Below are 21,833 nucleotides of genomic sequence, written 5' to 3' on the forward strand. Positions count from 1 at the left end.
TCCTTACAGCGCCTGAATTTTCGCCCAGACGCTGTCATCAACGGTGATACCGTTACGGCGATTTTCTTCCAGTAGCTTTGTAAACTCGTGGCCTGGCAGACGAACCGGCGTGTTTTCATCCGCGCGTTCGGCGGTGGTGATGAAGTCCATAATCCGCTGTAGTTTGGCGTCGCGCGTGGCGCCATCGATCAGCTTATCCACTTCAATGGCGATGAAAATCTGCGAAACGCCATATTCGTCACTGTTATCCTGAGTGACTTCCGCAACGGAAGAGCCGTCAGAAAGCAGGGTGGCAATCATATCCAGCACAATCGACAGACCTGAACCTTTCCAGTAACCCATTGGCAGAATGCGACGATTTTTTTCGATAACGCCAGGCTCTTTGGTGAGATTGCCTTCATCGTCAAAACCACCGTCTACCGGCAGTTCGCGACCGGCCAGGCGATTCACTTCCAGCATGCCGTAGGAGAACATCGACATCGACATATCAACCATGGTGATTGGCGTGGAAGGGATCGCGACAATCAGCGGGTTAGTACCAATGCGGCATTCCTTTGAGCCCCACGGCGGCATGACGGCAATTGAGTTGGTCCAGCAGATACCAATGTAACCTTTCTCCGCAGCCTGCCAGCCGTAGCTGCCGCCGCGCATCCAGTGGTTGGCGTTACGCAGCGCCACCAGACCAATACCGTGATCGGAAGCCAGCTCAATGGCCCGGTCCATCATCTTTTTCGCCGTCAGGTTGCCGATCGAACGCTGGGCATCCCATTGCTCAATCGCGCCCAGGCTGGTGATGCGCTGAGGTTTGGCTTCAGGAATGATGTCGCCGTTATCAAGTTGCTGAATGAAGCGGGGAAAACGGTTGACGCCATGCGAATAGACACCGGATTCGGTGGTGCGTGCGAACATTTCGGCACAGGCATCGGCGGTTTCAACGGCGATACCGCGTGCCAGCAGTACCCGATTGAATGCATCTTTTAACTGCTCAAAGGTGACTTTCATTCCTGTTTCCTTGTTTAAATTTGATCGCTTTTTTATCTCTAAATTTCACTATGCGAAATCTGATTTCAAATATAGCGATCAAAATTTAACAGATCAACGGGGAGGCCTGTTTTTTAAAATCTGAAAAATCAAACAGTTGTGTTTTTTCGGTTCAGATCGTGAACTGAAACACACTTTGCGTTACCATCAGAGCGCGACGAAAAGGGGAGCGGAAAAAATGGGCACAAAAGAGAGTGAAATGACGCAAGACAAAGAGAGGCCAGCCGGAAGTCAGAGCCTGTTCCGTGGGTTGATGTTGATTGAGATCCTGAGCAACTATCCGAATGGGTGCCCGCTGGCCCACCTGTCTGAACTGGCGGGGCTGAACAAAAGTACCGTGCATCGACTCCTGCAAGGATTGCAATCCTGCGGCTATGTCACTCCCGCACCCGCTGCGGGCAGCTATCGCCTGACCACTAAATTTATCGCCGTTGGGCAGAAGGCGCTGTCGTCACTGAATATCATCCATGTCGCCGCGCCGCACCTTGAAGCACTGAATATTGCCACCGGCGAAACCATCAACTTCTCCAGCCGTGAAGATGACCACGCTATTTTGATCTATAAGCTCGAGCCGACGACGGGCATGCTGCGTACCCGCGCCTATATCGGCCAGCATATGCCGCTGTACTGCTCCGCGATGGGCAAAATCTATATGGCGTTTGGGCATGCGGATTACGTGGCATCCTACTGGGAGAGCCATCAGGATCTGATTCAGCCGCTGACCCGCAATACCATTACCGGTTTACCGGCGATGTACGATGAACTGGCGCAGATCCGCGAAAGCAGTATGGCGATGGATCGAGAAGAGAACGAGCTGGGGGTTTCCTGTATTGCCGTGCCGGTGTTTGATATTCACGGTCGGGTGCCGTATTCGGTGTCGATTTCACTTTCTACCTCGCGTCTGAAGCAGGTAGGGGAAAAGAATTTACTTAAGCCGCTGCGCGAAACCGCTCAGGCAATTTCCAATGAGCTGGGCTTTACCGTTCGCGATTAGGCGCATGCCTGGCGTCGTTCAGGCACCTGACAAAATTTAACCGTTTCCCCTGTCCGATCAAGGCGGCAGGGACGCTCTCTCTGGCACTCTGTGGTTTTAACTCAGACGGAGGGGGCAATGAACGCGTTTATAATGGCGGATGCGGCAAAATGTATTGGGTGTCGTACCTGCGAAGTTGCCTGCGTTGTCGCGCATCAGGAAAATCAGGATTGCGCATCGGTCTCCTCCGGGGCGTTTATCCCGCGGATTCGGGTTATTAAAGACGACGCCTTTACGACGGCAGTTACCTGTCATCAGTGCGAAGATGCTCCCTGTGCTAACGAGTGCCCAACGCACGCTATTCGTCGTGAACATGGGCATATCTTCGTTGAACAGGCGCATTGTATCGGCTGTAAAAGCTGCATGGTTGCGTGTCCGTTTGGGGCGATGAATGTTGTCGCACGAACGGCACGGGCGCAGGCGATAAAATGTGATTTGTGCTGGCATCGCGAGACGGGACCTGCATGTGTAGAAGCCTGCCCGACCCGTGCCTTGCAGTGTATTGATGCTGTCAGTATGCAGCGACAGCGTCTGCGTTCACAGCCGCTGTGAAGCGATCCCGACCCGCGCTCGGGTCGGGATTTGCATTAACCTTCCAGCCAGGCGCGCTCGATCTCTTCCGCCAGAATCTTCACACCAGCTTCGATTTTCTCCGGCTCTGGAACGTAATTCATGCGCATGCACTGATGGGTATGCGGCCAGGGTTTATCCAGCCCAGGGAAGAAGTAATCACCGGGAACCATCAGTACGCCACGCGCTTTCAGGCGCTGGTACAGCAGCTCGGTGGAAATAGGCAAATCTTTAAACCATAACCACAGGAAAATCGCCCCTTCTGGTTTATGGATGAGGCAGCGATCTTCGGATAAGTAGCGGCGAATGATCGCAATTGTCTGCTGAACGCGCTGGTAATAAAACGGTTTGATCACCGTCTCAGAAAGGCGCAGAAGATCGTTACGTTTAATCATTTCGCACATCATCGCCGGTCCCATTCCGCCAGGCGCAAGGCTGATAATGCCGTTCATATTGGTGATGGCGGTGATGATTTTTTCATTGGCGATAATGATACCGCAGCGGGAGCCTGGCAGACCCAGCTTAGAAAGGCTCATGCACAGCACAATGTTTGGGTTCCACAGCGGCCGCGCTTCGCTAAAAATGATGCCAGGGAACGGTACGCCATACGCGTTATCGATCACCAACGGGATGCCGTGCTGGTTGGCCAGCCGATCCAGCTTCATCAGTTCTTCGTCGGTGATCACGTTGCCTGTCGGGTTAGTCGGGCGCGACACGCAGATCATCCCCGTTTCTTCACCGATGTGCAGATGTTCAAAATCAACGTGATACTTAAACTGGCCTTCTGGTAACAGTTCGATGTTTGGGCGTGCAGAGACAAAGAGTTCTTCTTCCAGCCCGGAATCGGCATAGCCAATATATTCCGGCGCTAATGGGAACAACACTTTTTGGGTTGTTCCGTCGGCGCGGCGTCCGGCGAAAAGATTGAATAAGTAGAAAAATGCACTCTGACTGCCATTTGTCAGTGCAATATTTTGTGGCTCGATATCCCAACCCTGCTTCTCACGTAGCAGTTTCGCCAACTCGGCCAGTAGCTCGGTTTTACCTTGTGGACCGTCATAATTGCAAAGCGCATCAGCGGCTTTGCCGTTTTCCAGCATATCTGCCAGCAGAGACTGAAAGTAATTTTTCATCTCTGGGATTTGCGCCGGATTACCGCCGCCGAGCATGATGGCGCCTGGTGTGCGTAAGCCATCGTTGAGGTCCTCCATCAGGCGTGTGATGCCTGAATGGCGGGTAAATTTGTCGCCAAAAAGTGAGAATGTCATAGCAGGTGGTCTGTCGAACTGAGTAGTAAAGTGGCTAACCATAGCGCTACCTATGGCGGGGTGCAAATCAGGGGCATCAGGCTGGATTGATGTTTTGTGCTGCAGATTTTTATCTGACTAGTTTTTTATCGTGAGTTGGGCTTCTCGCATCAGCGAGTACGAGAAGCCCGTCAGGATCAATGCTGACCGGCCCACACCACCATGACTTTATCGTTGCCACGCTCACGGACGAATCCGTACCCCTGCTTCAATGTCAGTGTGGTTTGTTTACCGGCACCAATGGCGGGGTGTCTGGCCCTGAACTGGCTGATACGTTGCCAGTGTGCGACGCTGGCGGCAGATTTCCCGGTCACGTCCTGCCAGTTCATCTCTGAGCGCGTACCCTGCAAAGGATCGGACCCCGTGGGACCGAAAGGCCGGGCCGACTCGTCACCGTAAAACAGTTGTACGGCCCCAGGCGCTAGCAGCAATAGCTCGGCGGCTTTGTCTCCACCCTCGCGGAACAGCCGGGTATCATGGGAGGAGAGATAGCTCAGGACGTTGAAATCCTGCAGTTTTTCCGCCATCTGTTGCCAGGTGAGATCCATATTTGCCAGACAATCGACGGCTTTCGCCGCCTGCTCCTGATAGTCGAAATTGATCATCGCGTCGAAACCGTGACGATAATAGTCGCTTTGCATGACGCCGTGGCCCCAGGCTTCGCCGGTCATCCAGAAGGGATTGTCATCCAGCGCTTTGTCCGGGTGGGCTTTCTTCCATTCGATCAGCGCCGCGCTGGCCTGTGTTTTTAGCTGCTGCCAGGCGGGAAGCTCAACATGTTTGGCAGTATCGACCCGAAAGCCGTCAATTCCGTAATCGCGCACCCACTGACTAAGCCAGTGGGTCAGATAGTCCCGGGGCGTGTAGCCGGCGATAGCTTTGGCGTGAGTATCCGGTTTGTGCTGATAAAAGTTAGGCAGGCCGGAGGGCGTGGTGGATTCGGTTTTCAGATCGGGCAGAAAAGCCAGCGACATGGTCAGGTCGTCAAAACCAGGGTTGTCGTAATCGCCAATATCGGTGCGGATCCAGTTTTTGCCCCACCATTTTTCCCAGCCGGCTTTATCGCTGAAGTTGATGTAATCATTAAAGCTATGCCAGCTCTGCCCGGCGGCTGGCTTCCAGTCTGTCCAGCGTTCGCCGAGCGTGTTTTTCAATTCATCGCCTGATAAGTACAGGGCCCCAAACTGATACTCCTGCATATCCGCCAGCGTGGCGTAGCCAGCATGGTTCATTACTACATCGAACAGGACACGGATGCCGCGCTGGTGAGCGCCGTCAACCAGCGCGCGCAGATCGTTTTCGTTGCCCATATTGGCGTCGAGCGTGGTCCAGTCCTGAGTGTAGTAGCCATGATAGGCGTAGTGGGGAAAATCGCCTTTGGTGCCACCGCCGACCCAGCCGTGGATTTGCTCAAACGGCGCGCTGATCCATAGCGCATTGACGCCCAGTTGTTGCAGATAGTCGAGTTTGCTGGCAAGACCGCGTAAATCGCCGCCGTGGAAGGTGCCAATTTCTTGCATACCGTCGTTGCGCCGACCGTAGCTGTGGTCATTGCCCGCATCGCCATTCACAAAGCGGTCCGTCAGGACGAAATACACCGTCGCGTTATGCCAGTCAAAAGCGGCGGGGGAGTCGGTTTCCGCCCGTTCCAACAGCAACAGGCCGTTACTGGTTGCGGCGGGCTGCAAGGTAATCGACCCGTTTTTTACCGTCGCCGTTTGGTTACTGTAGTAGTCGCGCACCACGGTGCCTTCCGGGAAGGTCTGACTGACGTCCAGCGTTAATGGCGAACCATCCCATTTTGGACACTGGCGAATTTGGGTGCTGACGGGGTCAGCGGCGCTTTTGACTGAGAGCATCAGCGTTGGCGTGCCGGAGCGGGTATCGACTTCCAGCGTGTAATCGCCGTCCTTGAATAAACGCCACTGCGGCGGGGCGCCTTCACAAGGTTTGAGCGACAGCATCTGGTTGAGTTTTATTGCATCAGCTGGCTGCCAGCACTGTTGGTCAAAATTCAGAATTAAAGGACGAGTACCCTTCGTCAACGCTGCATGGCTGACGAATTTACCCGTGCCTTCCGCTTCGAAGGTGGGAAGTCCCTGAGAAGTCCATGTGGAGGCGATGGCAATGCCGGGTATTAGCGCCAGCGCAACGGCGGCAAGTTTCATAATGCGGTCCTTGATGCTGCGATTTTCGCCAGTTTGCCAGTGAAATCAGGCCGGAAACTCCTCCTTTGAGGTGATTCCGCCAGGAGGAGAAGTGAGGGTGAGTTAACGCGTGCAAAAAATGAACTAATTTTGCGATAACCCCCACATTTTCATCAAATTAATGGCAGCCCGAATCGTTAACGCGTGACATAGTTTCAGAATTGGACTATTCCTTTGGGTGCTCTTGACCGTTATTTTTGATATGATTTGAGATTCATCTCTCATTTTTGTGAAAAATATAAGGTGTTGGAATGTATAAATCCGACCAGGAGACCTAATGATATTGACTCCCATTCGACGATATGGGGCAATGATTCTTATGTTACTCACCGTTGCATTTTCGGGTGAGGTGCTGGCAAAGACACACACGGCGACAACGAGTCACAAGCCCCAGGTAATCAAGGCAAGTAATAAACAGGTTAGCAGTAAACAAGAGTATTCTCGCAATAGTGCAAAGAGTAGTTCACTTCCTGATTTGCGAAAATACCCTTCCGGAACACCAAGGAAAAAAGCGTTTCTCCGGACGGTTATGCCTTATATTACCAGCCAAAATGCTGCCATTACGGCGGATCGTAACTGGCTGATTTCAAAACAGTACCAGAATCGCTGGTCACCGACAGAGCGTACGCGGATGAAAGACATCGCCAAGCGCTACAAGGTGAGCTGGTCTGGTAACACGCGTAAAATTCCGTGGAATACGCTGCTTGAGCGTGTAGACATTATCCCGACCAGTATGGTGGCAACCATGGCTGCGGCTGAAAGCGGCTGGGGTACGTCGAAGCTGGCGCGGAGCAACAACAACCTGTTTGGCATGAAATGTGGCAAAGGGCGTTGTAACAATGCCCCAGGTAAGGTGAAAGGCTACTCACAGTTTGAATCAGTGAAAGAGTCAGTCAATGCCTATGTCATTAACCTGAATACGCACCCTGCTTACTCTTCTTTCCGTAAGTCACGTGCGCAACTGCGTAAAGCCGATCAGGAAGTCACCGCTACCGCGATGATCCATAAGCTGAAGGGTTATTCTACGAAGGGACAGAGCTACAACAACTATCTGTTCGCAATGTATCAGGATAACCAGCGCTTAATCGCCGCGCATATGTAACGTGCGCTAATCCGGTCTACAAATCATCTTGTAGGCCGGATCAAACGAAGCCGCCATCCGGCCATTCTCTCTATAGCAACACTTCACTATTCACATCGCGATACTCTTTTGGCGTCGTGTCGTACTCTTTCTTGAAGACAGAATAGAAGTACTGCAGAGACGGATAGCCGCACATTTGTGAAATTTCGTTGATTGAAAGCGTGGTGGAAATCAACAGGCTGCGCGCTTTTTCCAGCTTTTCGGCATGAATTACCGCGTGGATAGTTTCTCCGACCTCTTCCTTAAAACGTTTCTCCAGGTTCGACCGCGAAATCCCCACTGAATCCAGTACCTGTTCGACTTTAATGCCTTTGCAGGCATGGTTGCGGATAAAGTGCATCGCCTGAATCACCGCCGGATCGGTCAATGAACGGTAGTCACTTGAACGGCGTTCAATGACGCGTACTGGGGGGACCAGTATGCGTTGCAGCGGTAGTTCTTCATTCGCCAGTAAACGGTGCAGAAGCTTAGCGGCCTGATACCCCATCTGCCTGGCCCCCTGAGCAACGGATGACAGCGCCACCCGCGACAGGTAACGGGTCAGTTCTTCGTTGTCGATGCCAATCACGCACAGTTTTTCCGGGACCGGAATATGCAAGTGTTCGCACGCTTGCAGGACGTGCCGCGCTCGCGCGTCGGTGACGGCGATAATGCCGGTTTGCGGCGGCAGAGTTTGCAGCCAGTCCGCCAGACGATTTTGCGCGTGCTGCCAGTTTTCCGGTGCGGTTTCCAGCCCCTGATAGACAACACCGCGGTACTTTTCTTTCGCGACCAGCTGGCAAAACGCATATTCACGTTCAGCAGCCCAGCGTTTGCCGCTTGAAGCGGGCAGTCCGTAGAATGCGAACCGGTTGATCCCTTTTTCTTTCAGATGCAGGAAAGCGCTTTCTACCAGCGCGTGGTTATCAGTGGCAATGTAATGTACCGGCGGATAATCCTGTTCCGCATGGTAGGAACCTCCGACGCCGATGATGGGAACATCCACATCGGCAAGTAATTGTGCAATGTCATCATCGTCATAATCAGCAATAACACCATCGCCTAACCAGTCTTTGATATTATCAATGCGGGCGCGGAAATCTTCCTCAATGAATATATCCCACTCTGATTGCGATGCCTGTAAATATTCACCCACTCCTTCTACCACCTGGCGGTCGTAGGCTTTATTGGCATTAAATAATAGAGTGATGCGGTGACGTTTATCAAACATAAGAATCTGTCCTGGAAGGTTAACGTGGCCTGTCGATACTAGCAAAACCGCAGGTATGACTGCTTGATGAAGCGTGACAAATTTTTATTTTCCTGATGCTACGCAAAATTCACATACTGAACGCGGGATGACAATTGCCATTTTTTATCTGCGCATTACGGTTTTTTGTTTAATGATTAACCTTCGATCGCGATCGCTTTTTTAATTCTTTTTTCAATGCGCTTTTTTGGGAGCCAGCGCACGTTTGGGTATTCTCTTAATAGCGGTGTGAAATAACGTAATTGAGCAATAAATCAGGAAATTCCAGTATAGCGATATCGCAGTTTACTCGCCGTATTACCTGATTATGGAGCTTATTATGCAGGCTTATTTCGACCAACTCGATCGTGTTCGTTTTGAAGGGACTAAATCTACTAACCCGCTCGCATTTCGCCATTACAACCCTGACGAAATCGTGTTGGGCAAACGCATGGAAGATCATCTGCGTTTTGCCGCCTGCTATTGGCATACATTCTGCTGGAACGGTGCGGATATGTTCGGCATGGGCGCTTTCGATCGCCCGTGGCAGCAGCCTGGAGAAGCACTGGCGCTGGCGAAACGCAAAGCGGATGTCGCGTTTGAGTTCTTTCACAAGCTGAACGTCCCTTACTACTGCTTCCATGACGTGGATGTCTCGCCGGAAGGCGCATCGCTGAAAGAGTACAAAAACAACTTTGCGCAGATGGTTGATGTGCTGGCGGCAAAACAGGAACAAAGTGGGGTCAAGCTGCTGTGGGGAACGGCAAACTGCTTCACCAATCCACGCTACGGCGCGGGCGCGGCCACCAACCCGGATCCTGAAGTGTTCAGCTGGGCTGCCACGCAGGTGGTCACGGCGATGGACGCCACGCACAAACTAGGCGGCGAAAACTACGTTCTGTGGGGCGGTCGTGAAGGCTATGAAACGCTGCTGAATACCGATCTGCGTCAGGAACGTGAGCAGATTGGCCGCTTTATGCAACTGGTGGTAGAGCATAAACACAAAACGGGTTTCCAGGGCACTTTACTTATCGAACCGAAGCCGCAGGAACCGACCAAACACCAGTACGACTACGATGCGGCGACCGTTTACGGGTTCCTCAAGCAGTTCGGCCTGGAAAAAGAGATCAAACTGAATATCGAAGCCAACCACGCTACGCTGGCGGGTCACTCCTTCCATCATGAAATCGCCACAGCTATCGCGCTGGGTCTGTTTGGCTCTGTCGATGCCAACCGCGGTGACGCCCAACTGGGATGGGATACTGACCAGTTCCCGAATAGCGTAGAAGAGAATGCGTTGGTGATGTATGAAATCCTCAAGGCGGGCGGCTTCACCACCGGCGGTCTGAATTTCGATGCCAAAGTCCGTCGTCAGAGTACCGATAAATACGATCTGTTCTATGGTCATATTGGCGCGATGGATACTATGGCGCTGTCGCTGAAAATTGCGGCCCGTATGATTGAAGACGGTGGTTTGGATCAGCGCGTGGCCAAGCGTTATGCCGGTTGGAATGGTGAGCTGGGCCAGCAAATTCTGAAAGGGCAGATGACGCTGACGGAAATTGCGCAGTACGCTGAACAACATAACCTGGCGCCAGTGCACCAGAGCGGCCATCAGGAACTGCTGGAAAACCTGGTAAACCATTATTTGTTCGACAAATAACAGGTTTCTGAGAACGTCCGTAAGCCCGGAAAGCTACGCGCTGCCGGGCCTTTCTTTAAGGAACGATACGCTATGTATATCGGGATAGATCTTGGCACCTCAGGCGTAAAGGCCATTCTGCTGAATGAGCAGGGCGATGTGATCGCTTCGCAAACGGAGAAACTCACGGTCTCGCGCCCGCATCCGTTATGGTCAGAGCAGGACCCTGAACAATGGTGGCTGGCAACGGATCGCGCCGTAAAAGCGCTGGGCCAGCAGCATTCGCTCAGTGAGGTGAAAGCGTTAGGGATTGCCGGCCAGATGCACGGCGCGACGTTACTGGACAAACAACAGAAAGTATTACGTCCCGCTATCCTGTGGAACGATGGCCGCTGCGGTGAAGAATGCGTAATGCTGGAGAACCAGGTTCCGCAGTCTCGTGCTATCACTGGCAACCTGATGATGCCTGGCTTTACCGCGCCAAAGTTGTTGTGGGTGCAGCGCCACGAGCCGGAGATTTTCAGCCAGATTGATAAAGTGCTGCTGCCGAAAGATTACCTGCGTCTGCGTATGACCGGCGATTTTGCCAGCGATATGTCTGATGCGGCAGGTACGATGTGGCTGGATGTCGCTAAACGTGACTGGAGTGATGTCATGCTGGCGGCCTGTAAGCTGTCTCGTGCGCATATGCCTGCGTTATACGAAGGTTGTGCGATTACCGGAACATTGCTGCCAGAAGTCGCCCAGGACTGGGGAATGAGTGAGGTTGCGGTCGTTGCCGGGGGCGGGGATAACGCGGCGGGGGCGGTCGGCGTAGGCATGATGAATGCCGGTCAGGCGATGCTTTCGCTGGGTACATCCGGCGTCTATTTTGCGGTAAGCGACGGCTTCCTCAGCAAGCCGGAAAGCGCGGTCCACAGTTTTTGTCATGCTTTGCCGGAGCGATGGCACCTGATGTCCGTGATGCTGAGTGCGGCATCCTGCCTGGATTGGGCGGCAAAATTAACCGGACTGGCGAGCGTACCGGCATTGATCGCCGCAGCGCAACAGGCTAATGAAGACGCCGAACCGGTCTGGTTTTTACCTTATCTGTCCGGTGAACGTACGCCGCATAATAACCCGCAGGCGAAGGGCGTATTTTTCGGTCTGACGCATCAGCATGGTCCGGCAGAACTGGCGCGGGCGGTACTGGAAGGTGTGGGATTTGCGCTGGCCGACGGCATGGATGTGGTGCATGCGTGCGGTGTACAGCCCGCCAGCATTACGCTCATTGGCGGTGGGGCGCGCAGCGAATACTGGCGTCAGATGCTGTCTGATATCAGCGGGTTGCAGCTGGATTATCGTACCGGCGGCGATGTCGGTCCTGCACTCGGTGCGGCGCGCCTGGCGCAAATTGCCATGAGCCCGCAAAAGGCGTTATCAGACATACTGCCGCAGCTTACGCTGGAACAGGCGCATTATCCTGATGCTGATCGCCATGCGCTTTACCAACAGCGTCGGGAAACCTTCCGTCGTATTTATCAGCAATTACAGCCGCTGATGTCCTGACGACTTTCCCCTCTGGCTAGCAGAGGGGATTTATCAAATATATATTTCAATCTAATAAATAATTGATGGGAATGGATTTATTCTGAAAATGTAGCGTAGTGGCATTTTTCTGTGTTGTATTTAGCGGGTTATTCATATTGTATCCATGATGGATAAGGAGATCCCAATGAAGACGACCAGGCTGTTGCCATGGATATTATTCTTCTCTGGCATACTGATTTACGTTATTGGCTTCTGGCAGGCCTGCCCGTTATTAAGCGGCAAAGGCTATTTTTTGGGTGCGCTGATGACGGGAATGTTCGTGACGTATGCTTATCAGCGTGCTGTAAATCTTAATCAGAACGACGAACGCTTCACTTCCGTGTGTCAGATGGTGGCGCTCATAACGATCGGATTGTTGCTGGTCGGGATATGGAATATTCCGTTAGCGCCCATCGAAAAGGGGCTATACCCGGCAGCATTCTTCGTGTGTTTGGCCGGACAAGTTTTACTCCTGCGCCCACGGCAGAATGAGCAAAACGGCGAGTCTTAACTCACCAGCCTGCGTGTATCAATGCGCTGCAAGAGTATGGACAACAGCAGGCTACCCGCCAGCGTGGCGCTAAAAATCCACAGCATATCCAGCGGCGGCCAGTTCTTGAGTTCTAAACCGTTGGTGCGCAGCGCGTGAATGATCAGCGCATGAAAGCCATAAATACCCAACGAGTGGCGGGAAATAAGGCCCAATACCGGCAGAGTGCGCGTGCTGAGCGTGTTTTTGACCAGCGTCAGGAGCGAGACGGCACAAATAAATACCGCCGGGCCGCAGTAGAGGTACCAGGTATCGGCAAAATTGCCTCGCCAGCGCAGTTCATGCAACGTGCCGCGAGAGATAACAAACACGGCGACGATGAACAACGCCGCACAGAGCCAGGTGAGCGAGCGTTTCTGTGTATCCATCATGCCAATCGCCCTTCCCAGCATGCCGTACAGGATGTAATAGAACGTGTCGCCACTGATGTACAGGTTGATGGGAAGCCACTCAAAACCGCCAATTTTTTGCGAGACGGTGTTGGGATTGGCAATCACCCCAATCACTACCATGAGCGCCAGCAGCATCTTGCCGCTGATATTTTTCACCTGTATCAGCGGGGAAACCAGGTAGATGACGGCGATGGCGAAGAAAAACCACAGGTGATAAAACACCGGTTTTTGCAGCAGGTTTTTCAGCGACAGCTCAGCATTGATCGAGGTAAACAACAGGATATAGGCCAGCGACACGCTGCTGTAAAACAGAATGCACAGCGCGATGCGCGTGAAATGGCGCGGTTTGGCGCTGCGCTCGCCAAAAAACAGATAGCCCGAAATCATAAAGAACAGCGGGACGCTGACGCGAGAGGCGGAATTGAGCACATTGGCCAGATCCCAATTCAACGGGCTGACGCTGTGCGCATTGGTGATGTACCAGGTTGTGGTGTGGATCATCACGACCATTAAACAAGCTATTCCGCGCAGGTTATCAATCCAGAAAATTTTGGGCTGCATCAGTTCCTCTGTCTCCATTAAAAAAAGTCTGACCGATATTTTGCGAGCGTAACTCACTGGAATAATCTGAGTTTTTACGCTAAAGCTTGAGATGGTCTGATGAGATTCTCAAAATAGGATCTGTGTCCAGACACTAATAATAAGACTGACCAGCAAACCAGGCGGTAATAAAATGATGATGAAGTATTTCTTTCCCGCGATCGCTATCCTTTTGTTGGCGGCATGCGCCGACACACCGCCGCCTGCACCTGCGCAGAAGGCGCAAAAGGTGAATGCCGCACGTTCGCTCGATATGGCGTCATTGTGCAAAAATGAGGCGGCAGAACTTTATAACACCGGCACGCAGAAAATTGATATCGCCGGCCTGGAACAATTCCAGGGCAGCTATGAGATGCGCGGTTCGACCTTCCGTAAAGAGAGTTTTGTCTGCTCTTTTGACGCAGACGGGCAGTTTTTGCACCTTTCCATGCGCTAAGTTTCCCCTTTTTCCCGTTTCGTACTGTATATCTTGCAGCCAGCGGGTATACTGACCGCTTCCTTTAAATCCACACGTATCCAGCACGAAATAATATGCAAAAGTTTGATACCAGGACCTTCCAGGGCTTGATCCTGACCTTACAGGATTACTGGGCTCGCCAGGGCTGCACCATCGTTCAACCATTGGACATGGAAGTCGGCGCGGGGACATCTCACCCAATGACCTGCCTGCGTGCGCTGGGGCCGGAACCGATGGCGACTGCGTATGTGCAGCCTTCTCGTCGTCCGACCGATGGCCGCTATGGCGAAAACCCGAACCGCTTACAGCACTACTATCAGTTCCAGGTAGTGATTAAGCCGTCTCCGGACAACATTCAGGAGCTGTACCTGGGTTCTCTGAAAGAGCTGGGTATGGACCCGACCATCCACGACATCCGTTTCGTGGAAGATAACTGGGAGAACCCGACGCTGGGTGCCTGGGGTCTGGGTTGGGAAGTGTGGCTGAACGGTATGGAAGTCACGCAGTTCACTTACTTCCAGCAGGTTGGTGGTCTGGAATGTAAACCTGTAACCGGGGAAATTACCTACGGTCTGGAACGTCTGGCCATGTACATTCAGGGCGTAGACAGCGTTTACGACCTGGTCTGGAGCGACGGCCCGCTGGGTAAAACCACTTACGGCGACGTGTTCCATCAGAACGAAGTGGAGCAATCCACTTACAACTTCGAATACGCCGATGTGGACTTCCTGTTCACCTGCTTCGAGCAGTACGAGAAAGAAGCGCAGCAGCTGCTGGCGCTGGAAAACCCACTGCCGCTGCCTGCGTATGAACGTATTCTGAAAGCCGCCCATAGCTTCAACCTGCTGGATGCGCGTAAAGCCATCTCCGTCACCGAGCGTCAGCGTTATATTCTGCGCATTCGCACCCTGACTAAAGCAGTGGCAGAAGCTTACTACGCTTCCCGTGAAGCCCTTGGCTTCCCGATGTGCAACAAAGACAAATAAGAGGCGGCCATGTCTGAGAAAACTTTTCTGGTGGAAATCGGCACTGAAGAGCTGCCACCAAAAGCACTGCGCAGCTTGGCTGAGTCCTTTGCTGCGAACTTTACCGCGGAGCTGGATAACGCTGGCATCGCGCACGGCACCGTTGAGTGGTTCGCCGCACCGCGTCGTCTGGCGCTGAAAGTCGCGAACCTGGCTGAAGCGCAACCTGACCGTGAAGTTGAAAAACGCGGCCCGGCAATTGCTCAGGCGTTTGACGCCGAAGGCAAACCGAGCAAAGCGGCAGAAGGTTGGGCGCGTGGCTGCGGTATCACCGTTGACCAGGCCGAGCGTCTGACCACCGATAAAGGCGAATGGTTGTTGTACCGCGCGCATGTGAAAGGCGAAAGCGCTGAAGCGCTGCTGCCGAACATGATCGCCACCTCGCTGGCTAAGCTGCCAATCCCGAAACTGATGCGTTGGGGCGCGTCTGACGTCCACTTCGTGCGTCCGGTTCACACCGTGACCCTGCTGCTGGGCGACAAAGTGATTCCGGCAACGATTCTGGGCATTCAGTCCGATCGCGTGATTCGTGGCCATCGCTTTATGGGCGAAGCGGAATTCACCATCAATTCTGCCGATCAATACCCAGAAATCCTGCGTGAGCGCGGGAAAGTGATTGCGGACTACGCTGAGCGTAAAGCGAAAATCAAAGCCGATGCTGAAGAAGCGGCGCGTAAAATTGGCGGTAACGCCGACCTGAGCGAAAGCCTGCTGGAAGAAGTCACCTCGCTGGTGGAATGGCCGGTAGTGTTGACCGCGAAGTTCGAAGATAAATTCCTCGCGGTTCCGTCAGAAGCGCTGGTTCACACCATGAAAGGTGACCAGAAGTACTTCCCGGTTTACGCGAATGACGGCAAACTGCTGCCGAACTTTATCTTCGTTGCCAACATCGAATCGAAAGATCCGATCCAGATTATCTCCGGTAACGAGAAAGTTGTTCGCCCGCGTCTGGCGGATGCCGAGTTCTTCTTCAATACCGACCGTAAAAAACGTCTGGAAGATCATCTGCCGCGTCTGCAAACCGTGCTGTTCCAACAGCAACTGGGTACGCTGCGCGACAAGACCGATCGTATCCAGGCGCTGGCGGGCTGGATTGCTGGTCAGATTGGCGCTGACGTTAACCATGCAACGCGTGCGGGCCTGCTGTCCAAGTGTGACCTGATGACCAACATGGTCTTCGAGTTCACCGACACCCAGGGCGTGATGGGCATGCACTATGCGCGTCACGATGGCGAAGCGGAAGATGTAGCCGTGGCGCTGAACGAGCAGTATCAGCCGCGCTTTGCCGGCGATGACCTGCCGTCTAACCCGGTAGCCTGTGCCGTGGCGATTGCCGACAAGATGGACACCCTGGCGGGTATCTTCGGTATCGGCCAGCATCCGAAAGGCGACAAAGACCCGTTTGCGCTGCGCCGTGCCGCGCTGGGCGTTCTGCGTATTATCGTTGAGAAGAACCTGAATCTCGATCTGCAAACGCTGACCGAGGAAGCGGTTCGTCTGTACGGCGACAAGCTGACCAACGCGAAAGTCGTGGATGACGTTATCGACTTTATGCTCGGTCGCTTCCGCGCCTGGTATCAGGACGAAGGTTATACCGTCGATACCATTCAGGCCGTGCTGGCGCGTCGTCCGACTCGTCCGGCTGATTTCGACGCACGTATGAAGGCGGTTTCGCACTTCCGTACGCTGGAAGCCGCGTCCGCGCTGGCTGCGGCGAACAAGCGCGTATCGAACATCCTGGCGAAGTCTGAAGAAACGCTGAACGACCGCGTGAATGCGGCAACGCTGAAAGAGCCGGAAGAAATTGCGCTGGCGATGCAGGTTGTAGTGCTGCGCGACAAGCTGGAGCCTGTCTTTGCAGCCGGGCATTACCAGGAAGCGCTGGTTGAGTTATCGGCACTGCGTGAACCGGTCGATGCGTTCTTCGAGAAAGTCATGGTTAACGTAGAAGATAAAGATCTGCGTATTAACCGTCTGTCGATGCTCGAAAAACTGCGCGAGCTGTTCCTGCACGTGGCGGATATTTCTCTGCTGCAGTAACGGTCCTGAGCTGACTGAGAAAATGCCGGATAGCGCAATGCGTATCCGGCATTTTTTTATGTTATTAGCGCAGCTGCAACTTAGTCAGGCAGGTCTGGCTGTCTTCCATGGTCTTAATGGGATACTCGGCTGATTTACCGTTGTAGCTTACTGCGATGGTGCCTTCCATATTGCGCGGTAGCCATACCCCGACAAAGCCGTTTCGACCGCTCTTCATCGCTTTTTGTACCACTACCTCTCCCTTACTGTCCGTCACTTTGACATTGAATGTCTTCTCCGGCATTTCGCCCTGGCAGCCAGACAGACTGTGGTTGAAGCAAGGATGTGTTTGCCATTCATAAGGGGCAAATGACAGGTAGAACTTGTCACCGAGCGGCAGGGTATAAACCTGATCGCCAGAAGAGAGTTTCAGCGCGGTGCTGGTGACAGACGCTGAGTAAGGCAACGGCCGACTCTGTGGCGACTGGTCAATAGTCTCTACGATTTGCTCAACGGATTTACCGCTGAGTCCATGTTCCGCCAGAAAAGTGGCTTCCGGGGTCGCCGCAAATGCAGTACCCGTTGTGAGCAAACCTAAAACCAGCAGCAGTGAAGATTTCGACATAGCTTCAATTCCTTGTGAACATTATGGAATACAGACTGGCTCACTATAAAGCTTGCCCTTAGGGAAAGGTCAAAGGTGCGGTGGGTAAAGTAATGCAAAGACGCGTTTCGATGGGATGTATGGCGAAATACAGATAAAAAAAATCCCCGCCGTTTGGCAGGGATTCAGAATTTTGAGCTTTTTAAGCTTACAGGCTGGTTACGTTGCCAGCTGCCGGGCCTTTAGCGCCGCTTTCGATGGTGAAGGAAACTTTCTGACCTTCGTCCAGAGATTTGTAGCCATCGTTCTGGATAGCAGAGAAGTGTACGAACACGTCTTTAGAGCCATCGTCAGGAGTGATGAAACCGAAACCTTTATCAGCGTTGAACCATTTTACGATACCAGTCATTTTACCGGACATAGTGTATTACCTTTTAAAAAATAAGTGTGCCTTTCGGCGATATGGCGTGCTCTACAGATTTTTTAACAGTAAAGGAAATGCTCACTACGAGGGGTATCAACGATAACTCTTGAAGGGACTTGCCTTACTAAACTGCTGTAATGGTCTGTACGTCAAACCGTTGAGAGCATTAACTCATTTTACGCCTGTGGATGCAACTACTATTTTCTTATTTGTGGATACCCTCCGTAAGGGAACGGCCCTTTTACCGGACCGTTCTTCAGCAAAATTAAAAAAAAACTCAATCCATCAATTGTTTACTTAATCTCGGATCGGCCTGGATAAGGCGCATCAACTTCAATTCGGTAGTGGAAGGCTTTACGCGTTTAGACTCCCATTCATGAACCATCGCGACCGTTACGCCCATCACCCGGGCAAAATCATCTGTTTTTAAACCAGTCCCTCGTCGTAGCTGTTCAAATTCGGTGAAAGGGTTGGTTTTTTGCGTCAGAGTAACCGTCTGCGATACATCTTTAAAAACAATCTGCTCCAGACTGCTCAGCAGTTCAAACATAGGATCTTTGTATTCCATTGAGAACTCCTACAAATCACACAGCGGGATCGTGAATTTCATCGAAGCTCATTAAGAGTAGTCGGAAAAAATGAAGTCGGATCTCAGGTTTGCGTGATGGATTCGTTTCAGCAGAGCATGAGCGACAAGCCTTTACAGGCTAACAAACTGATTAAGGTCGCGATCTCCGAACGATCGCTGCCGATTGTAAAGATGGCGAAAATATGACCCTGGCAGTTCAGTGGCGCATTGTTTAGCAAAACGAAGGGGGGCGGGAGCGGTTATTTTCCCTCACAAGATTACGCGGAAAGGGTATCTTGCGGGCCTGACCTGGACTATCCTTGTCAACGTCTGGCACGCGGGTGTCGTTGTGCGCATTTTTGGGTGAAAGGAGTATTAAAATGGCGACAGGTAAGTCCTGCTCTCGCTGGTTTGCGCCTGTTTTGGCGCTCTTAATGGTAGTTGGCCTGAGTGGGTGTTTTGATAAAGAAGGCGATCAGCGCAAAGCGTTTATCGATTTTCTGCAGAATACTGCAATGCGTAGCGGGGAGCGTCTACCAACGCTGACCGCCGATCAGAAAAAACAGTTTGGCCCGTTTGTGTCCGATTACGCGATTCTGTATGGCTATTCTCAACAGGTTAATCAGGCGATGGACTCCGGTCTGCGTCCGGTCGTTGATAGCGTAAATGCAATTCGTGTTCCTCAGGATTATGTGACCCAGCGTGAACCGCTGCGTCAGGCAAATGGCGCACTGGGTGTGTTAGGGCAACAGTTGCAGAATGCGAAATTGCAGGCAGATGCTGCGCATGGCGCGCTGAAGCAGGCCGAGGATCTCAAGCCGGTCTTTGACCAGGTCTACAATAAAGTCGTCACTGCACCTTCAGAGGCGTTACAGCCGCTAATCCCTGCCGCGCAAATCTTCACGCAGCAACTGGTGCAGGTCGGTGATTTTGTGGCGCAGCAGGATACGCAGGTGAGCTTTGTCGCCAACGGTATCCAGTTCCCAACTTCACAACAGGCAAGTCAGTACAACACGCTGATCGGCCCGTTGGCTGCTCAGCATCAGGCGTTTACTCAAGCCTGGACTGCTGCGGTGAATGCCGCGCAGTAAAAGAGTGCTGTAATACATAGAAGGCCGGGTAAGCGAGAGCGCTACCCGGCCTTTTGTTTATTGCGCGACCTGCGGGTTGACGCAGTTCTTCTCCACTTTTCCTTGCAGCGCATCGATTAAGTTATCCACCGCACAGGCCGCCATGTTATAGCGCGTTTCGTGCGTGGCGGAACCAATGTGCGGCACGGCCACCACGTTGGGTAGTGACAGCAGCGGAGAGTCTGTCGCTAATGGCTCCTGCTCAAATACATCCAGACCTGCGGCATGAATGTCGCCGTTTTGCAGAGCGCTAATCAACGCTTTTTCATCGACTACCGGGCCACGTCCAGCGTTAATGAAAATGGCGGAAGACTTCATTTTGGCAAACTGCTCGGTACTGAACAGATGATGTGTTTCGTCGGTTAACGGCAGGATCAGGCAGACAAAATCAGACTCCTGCAACAGCGTGTCGAGATCGCAGTAACGCGCGTTGAAGCGTTCTTCCGCTTCCTGATGATGACGGCGGGCGTTATAGAGAATCGGCATGCTAAAGCCAAAATGCGCACGTTGCGCCAGCGCGAGCCCAATACGACCCATACCGACAATACCCAACGTTTTGTGGTGGACATCGGTGCCAAACCAGTCGGCCCCGATGCTTTTGGTCCATTCGCCTGCCTTTACCCGTTCAGCAACTTCCACCACGCGACGAGCGGTGCTCAACACCAGCGCCATTACCGTATCGGCGACGGTTTCTGTTAGCACGGTTGGTGTGTGCATCAGTAGTACCTTACGCGCGTTGAGGGCATCGACATCGAAGTTGTCATAGCCTACGGAAATGGTGGATGTCGCACGCAGCCTGGGCATTTTCTCCAACAGCGCGGTATTGACGGCTTCACTGGAGCCCAGCAGACCTTCGGCGTTGGCAAAGGCCTCGGCGTGCTGTGCGACCGTTTCCGGGCGCAGGTTCGGTACAGGAGTCACAGTAAAATGCTCTTCCAGGCGATGCAGTAAATCGTCAGGTAACGCTTTATAGAGAATAATGGACGGCTTCATGCGAATCTCCGTAAGTTAAAATTTAAGCGTGGCGTGCGCCAACCGGAATGTGGGAATTATTAGCAGGCTTAACAATTAAAGTTAGCCATACTGAGGCAAAAAGCGCTACCCCCATAAAAATGTACGAGGCGGACGGGCTGCCGGTTGCGCCATTGAGGTAGCCGACAAACCAGGAACCAAAGAATGAGCCTAGCGCGCCCATGCTGTTAATCAACGCCATGGCACCGCCAGCCACGTTGCGCGGCAGCATTTCAGGAATGATGGCGAAGAAGGGACCGTATGGGGCGTACATTGCCGCACCCGCGATAACCAACAGCGTGTAGGACACCCAGAAGTGATCTGCGCCAACGGCCCAGGAGCCGATAAAGGCGAAAGCGGCAATCAGTAACAGCGGCCAGACAAACAGCTTACGGTTTTGCAGTTTATCAGAGGCCCAGGAGACGAGAATCATCGCTGCCGTCGCTGCCAGATACGGTACGGATGACAGCCAGCCAACTTCGACCATCCCCAGATTTGCGCCACCGTTGCGAATAATGGACGGCAGCCACAGCACAAACCCGTAGACGCCAATACTCCAGGCGAAATACTGCATACACAGCAGGATGACGTTACGTGAGCGGAAGGCCTCACCGTAGTTACGCACGGCTTTGATCCCTTGTTGCTCTTGTTCCAACTGGGCCTGAAGCGCAGCTTTTTCGGATTCCGACAGCCAGCCGACCTGAGACGGTTTGTCTTTTACCAGTACCCACCAGCAGAACGCCCAGATGATGGCCGGGAAGCCTTCGATGATGAACATTTCCCGCCAGCCCAGCGCCTGAATGAGATAACCGGAAACGACGGACATCCATAAGACGGTAACCGGGTTACCGAGGATTAAGAAGGTGTTAGCGCGTGAACGCTCGGATTTCGTAAACCAGTTGCTGATGTAAATCAGCATTGCGGGCATCACGGCGGCTTCAACGACGCCAAGAATAAAGCGGATAGCGGCCAGCATCGGAATATTACTGACCATCCCGGTTAGCGAGGCGCAACCCCCCCACAGGATCAGGCAGACAAAAATCAGTTTTCGTACGCTGCGGCGCTCGGCGTAAATTGCGCCCGGGATCTGGAAGAAGAAATAGCCAAGGAAAAACAGAGCGCCCAGCAGAGAAGAGATCCCTTTGGTAATGCCGAGATCCTCGTTAATGCCTGCGGCGGAGGCGAAGCTGAAGTTCGCGCGGTCAAGGTACGCCAGGCTATACGTGATAAACACGATTGGCATGATGTACCACCAGCGTTTTGCTGCATTGGTTGAGCTATTCATAGACTGCCCTCTGGTTATGCTGATACGCCG

20 protein-coding genes are annotated in these 21,833 nt (G+C 52.8%); 10 read left to right on the forward strand and 10 right to left on the reverse strand.

From position 1 onward, the window contains the following. Positions 1-3 precede the first annotated feature (3 nt). Complete coding sequence (gene yiaK / locus ACVXHP_RS13030) at positions 4-1,002, reverse strand: 3-dehydro-L-gulonate 2-dehydrogenase (RefSeq protein ID WP_006687562.1); 999 nt, start codon at positions 1,000-1,002, stop codon at positions 4-6. A gap of 217 nt (positions 1,003-1,219) precedes the next feature. Here yiaK and yiaJ point away from each other — a divergent pair, with 217 nt between their 5' ends. Then, positions 1,220-2,035, forward strand: a complete 816-nt coding sequence (yiaJ, locus tag ACVXHP_RS13035) for an IclR family transcriptional regulator YiaJ (RefSeq protein ID WP_038642923.1) — start codon at positions 1,220-1,222, stop codon at positions 2,033-2,035. Positions 2,036-2,152: 117 nt separating this feature from the next. Then, positions 2,153-2,626: a 4Fe-4S dicluster domain-containing protein gene (locus tag ACVXHP_RS13040; protein WP_447571598.1), complete on the forward strand. Its 474-nt coding sequence runs from the start codon at positions 2,153-2,155 to the stop codon at positions 2,624-2,626. Positions 2,627-2,661: 35 nt separating this feature from the next. Here the strand turns inward: ACVXHP_RS13040 and avtA are convergent, their stop codons facing one another. Beyond that, entirely contained in the window at positions 2,662-3,912 is a 1,251-nt protein-coding gene (gene avtA, locus ACVXHP_RS13045) for a valine--pyruvate transaminase (RefSeq protein ID WP_200008816.1), read from the reverse strand. Between the two features lie 176 nt (positions 3,913-4,088). Next, entirely contained in the window at positions 4,089-6,119 is a 2,031-nt protein-coding gene (gene malS / locus ACVXHP_RS13050) for an alpha-amylase (RefSeq protein ID WP_447571599.1), read from the reverse strand. A gap of 316 nt (positions 6,120-6,435) precedes the next feature. Between malS and ACVXHP_RS13055 the strand changes: the two genes are divergently transcribed. Further along, the gene (locus ACVXHP_RS13055; protein WP_042311671.1) at positions 6,436-7,260 is read left to right on the forward strand and encodes a protein bax; all 825 of its coding nucleotides are present in this window, start codon (positions 6,436-6,438) and stop codon (positions 7,258-7,260) included. Between the two features lie 70 nt (positions 7,261-7,330). Here ACVXHP_RS13055 and xylR read toward each other — a convergent pair whose 3' ends face one another. Next, complete coding sequence (gene xylR / locus ACVXHP_RS13060) at positions 7,331-8,509, reverse strand: D-xylose utilization transcriptional activator XylR (RefSeq protein WP_200008814.1); 1,179 nt, start codon at positions 8,507-8,509, stop codon at positions 7,331-7,333. A 358-nt stretch (positions 8,510-8,867) separates the two neighbouring features. Between xylR and xylA the strand changes: the two genes are divergently transcribed. From xylA to yiaB, 3 genes are all read left to right on the forward strand, one after another. After that, on the forward strand, positions 8,868-10,190 hold the full coding sequence (gene xylA / locus ACVXHP_RS13065; protein WP_042311674.1) for a xylose isomerase: 1,323 nt from the start codon (positions 8,868-8,870) through the stop codon (positions 10,188-10,190). Between the two features lie 72 nt (positions 10,191-10,262). Beyond that, positions 10,263-11,717, forward strand: coding sequence for a xylulokinase (gene xylB, locus ACVXHP_RS13070; RefSeq protein WP_447571600.1), 1,455 nt, complete (start codon positions 10,263-10,265; stop codon positions 11,715-11,717). Between the two features lie 166 nt (positions 11,718-11,883). Continuing rightward, complete coding sequence (gene yiaB, locus ACVXHP_RS13075; protein ID WP_447571601.1) at positions 11,884-12,249, forward strand: inner membrane protein YiaB; 366 nt, start codon at positions 11,884-11,886, stop codon at positions 12,247-12,249. Here yiaB and ACVXHP_RS13080 read toward each other — a convergent pair. Further along, complete coding sequence (locus tag ACVXHP_RS13080; RefSeq protein ID WP_447571602.1) at positions 12,246-13,241, reverse strand: acyltransferase; 996 nt, start codon at positions 13,239-13,241, stop codon at positions 12,246-12,248. The genes yiaB and ACVXHP_RS13080 overlap by 4 nt on opposite strands. Positions 13,242-13,413: 172 nt before the next feature. Here ACVXHP_RS13080 and ACVXHP_RS13085 point away from each other — a divergent pair, with 172 nt between their 5' ends. The 3 genes from ACVXHP_RS13085 to glyS all read left to right on the forward strand — a co-directional run bounded on the left by ACVXHP_RS13085 (position 13,414) and on the right by glyS (position 16,802). Further along, the gene (locus ACVXHP_RS13085) at positions 13,414-13,716 is read left to right on the forward strand and encodes a YsaB family lipoprotein (RefSeq protein ID WP_447571603.1); all 303 of its coding nucleotides are present in this window, start codon (positions 13,414-13,416) and stop codon (positions 13,714-13,716) included. A gap of 95 nt (positions 13,717-13,811) precedes the next feature. Further along, positions 13,812-14,723, forward strand: a complete 912-nt coding sequence (gene glyQ / locus ACVXHP_RS13090; protein ID WP_001168551.1) for a glycine--tRNA ligase subunit alpha — start codon at positions 13,812-13,814, stop codon at positions 14,721-14,723. Between the two features lie 9 nt (positions 14,724-14,732). After that, on the forward strand, positions 14,733-16,802 hold the full coding sequence (gene glyS / locus ACVXHP_RS13095; RefSeq protein WP_447571604.1) for a glycine--tRNA ligase subunit beta: 2,070 nt from the start codon (positions 14,733-14,735) through the stop codon (positions 16,800-16,802). A 64-nt stretch (positions 16,803-16,866) separates the two neighbouring features. On the opposite strand, the gene cueP is transcribed toward glyS, so the two are convergent. The 3 genes from cueP to ACVXHP_RS13110 all read right to left on the reverse strand — a co-directional run bounded on the left by cueP (position 16,867) and on the right by ACVXHP_RS13110 (position 18,377). Then, complete coding sequence (cueP, locus tag ACVXHP_RS13100; protein WP_001620860.1) at positions 16,867-17,406, reverse strand: copper-binding periplasmic metallochaperone CueP; 540 nt, start codon at positions 17,404-17,406, stop codon at positions 16,867-16,869. Between the two features lie 187 nt (positions 17,407-17,593). Next, the gene (cspE, locus tag ACVXHP_RS13105; RefSeq protein WP_000014594.1) at positions 17,594-17,806 is read right to left on the reverse strand and encodes a transcription antiterminator/RNA stability regulator CspE; all 213 of its coding nucleotides are present in this window, start codon (positions 17,804-17,806) and stop codon (positions 17,594-17,596) included. Positions 17,807-18,086: 280 nt separating this feature from the next. Further along, complete coding sequence (locus ACVXHP_RS13110; RefSeq protein ID WP_003024273.1) at positions 18,087-18,377, reverse strand: HTH-type transcriptional regulator; 291 nt, start codon at positions 18,375-18,377, stop codon at positions 18,087-18,089. A 380-nt stretch (positions 18,378-18,757) separates the two neighbouring features. Here ACVXHP_RS13110 and ACVXHP_RS13115 point away from each other — a divergent pair, with 380 nt between their 5' ends. After that, positions 18,758-19,468, forward strand: a complete 711-nt coding sequence (locus ACVXHP_RS13115; RefSeq protein WP_200008808.1) for a DUF3053 domain-containing protein — start codon at positions 18,758-18,760, stop codon at positions 19,466-19,468. 57 nt (positions 19,469-19,525) lie between these two features. Here the strand turns inward: ACVXHP_RS13115 and ghrB are convergent, their stop codons facing one another. Continuing rightward, on the reverse strand, positions 19,526-20,500 hold the full coding sequence (gene ghrB, locus ACVXHP_RS13120; protein ID WP_447571605.1) for a glyoxylate/hydroxypyruvate reductase GhrB: 975 nt from the start codon (positions 20,498-20,500) through the stop codon (positions 19,526-19,528). A 22-nt stretch (positions 20,501-20,522) separates the two neighbouring features. After that, entirely contained in the window at positions 20,523-21,803 is a 1,281-nt protein-coding gene (locus ACVXHP_RS13125; RefSeq protein WP_447571606.1) for an MFS transporter, read from the reverse strand. Positions 21,804-21,833: the final 30 nt, after the last annotated feature.

The sequence above is a fragment of the Citrobacter freundii complex sp. 2025EL-00176 genome, from assembly GCF_053309355.1.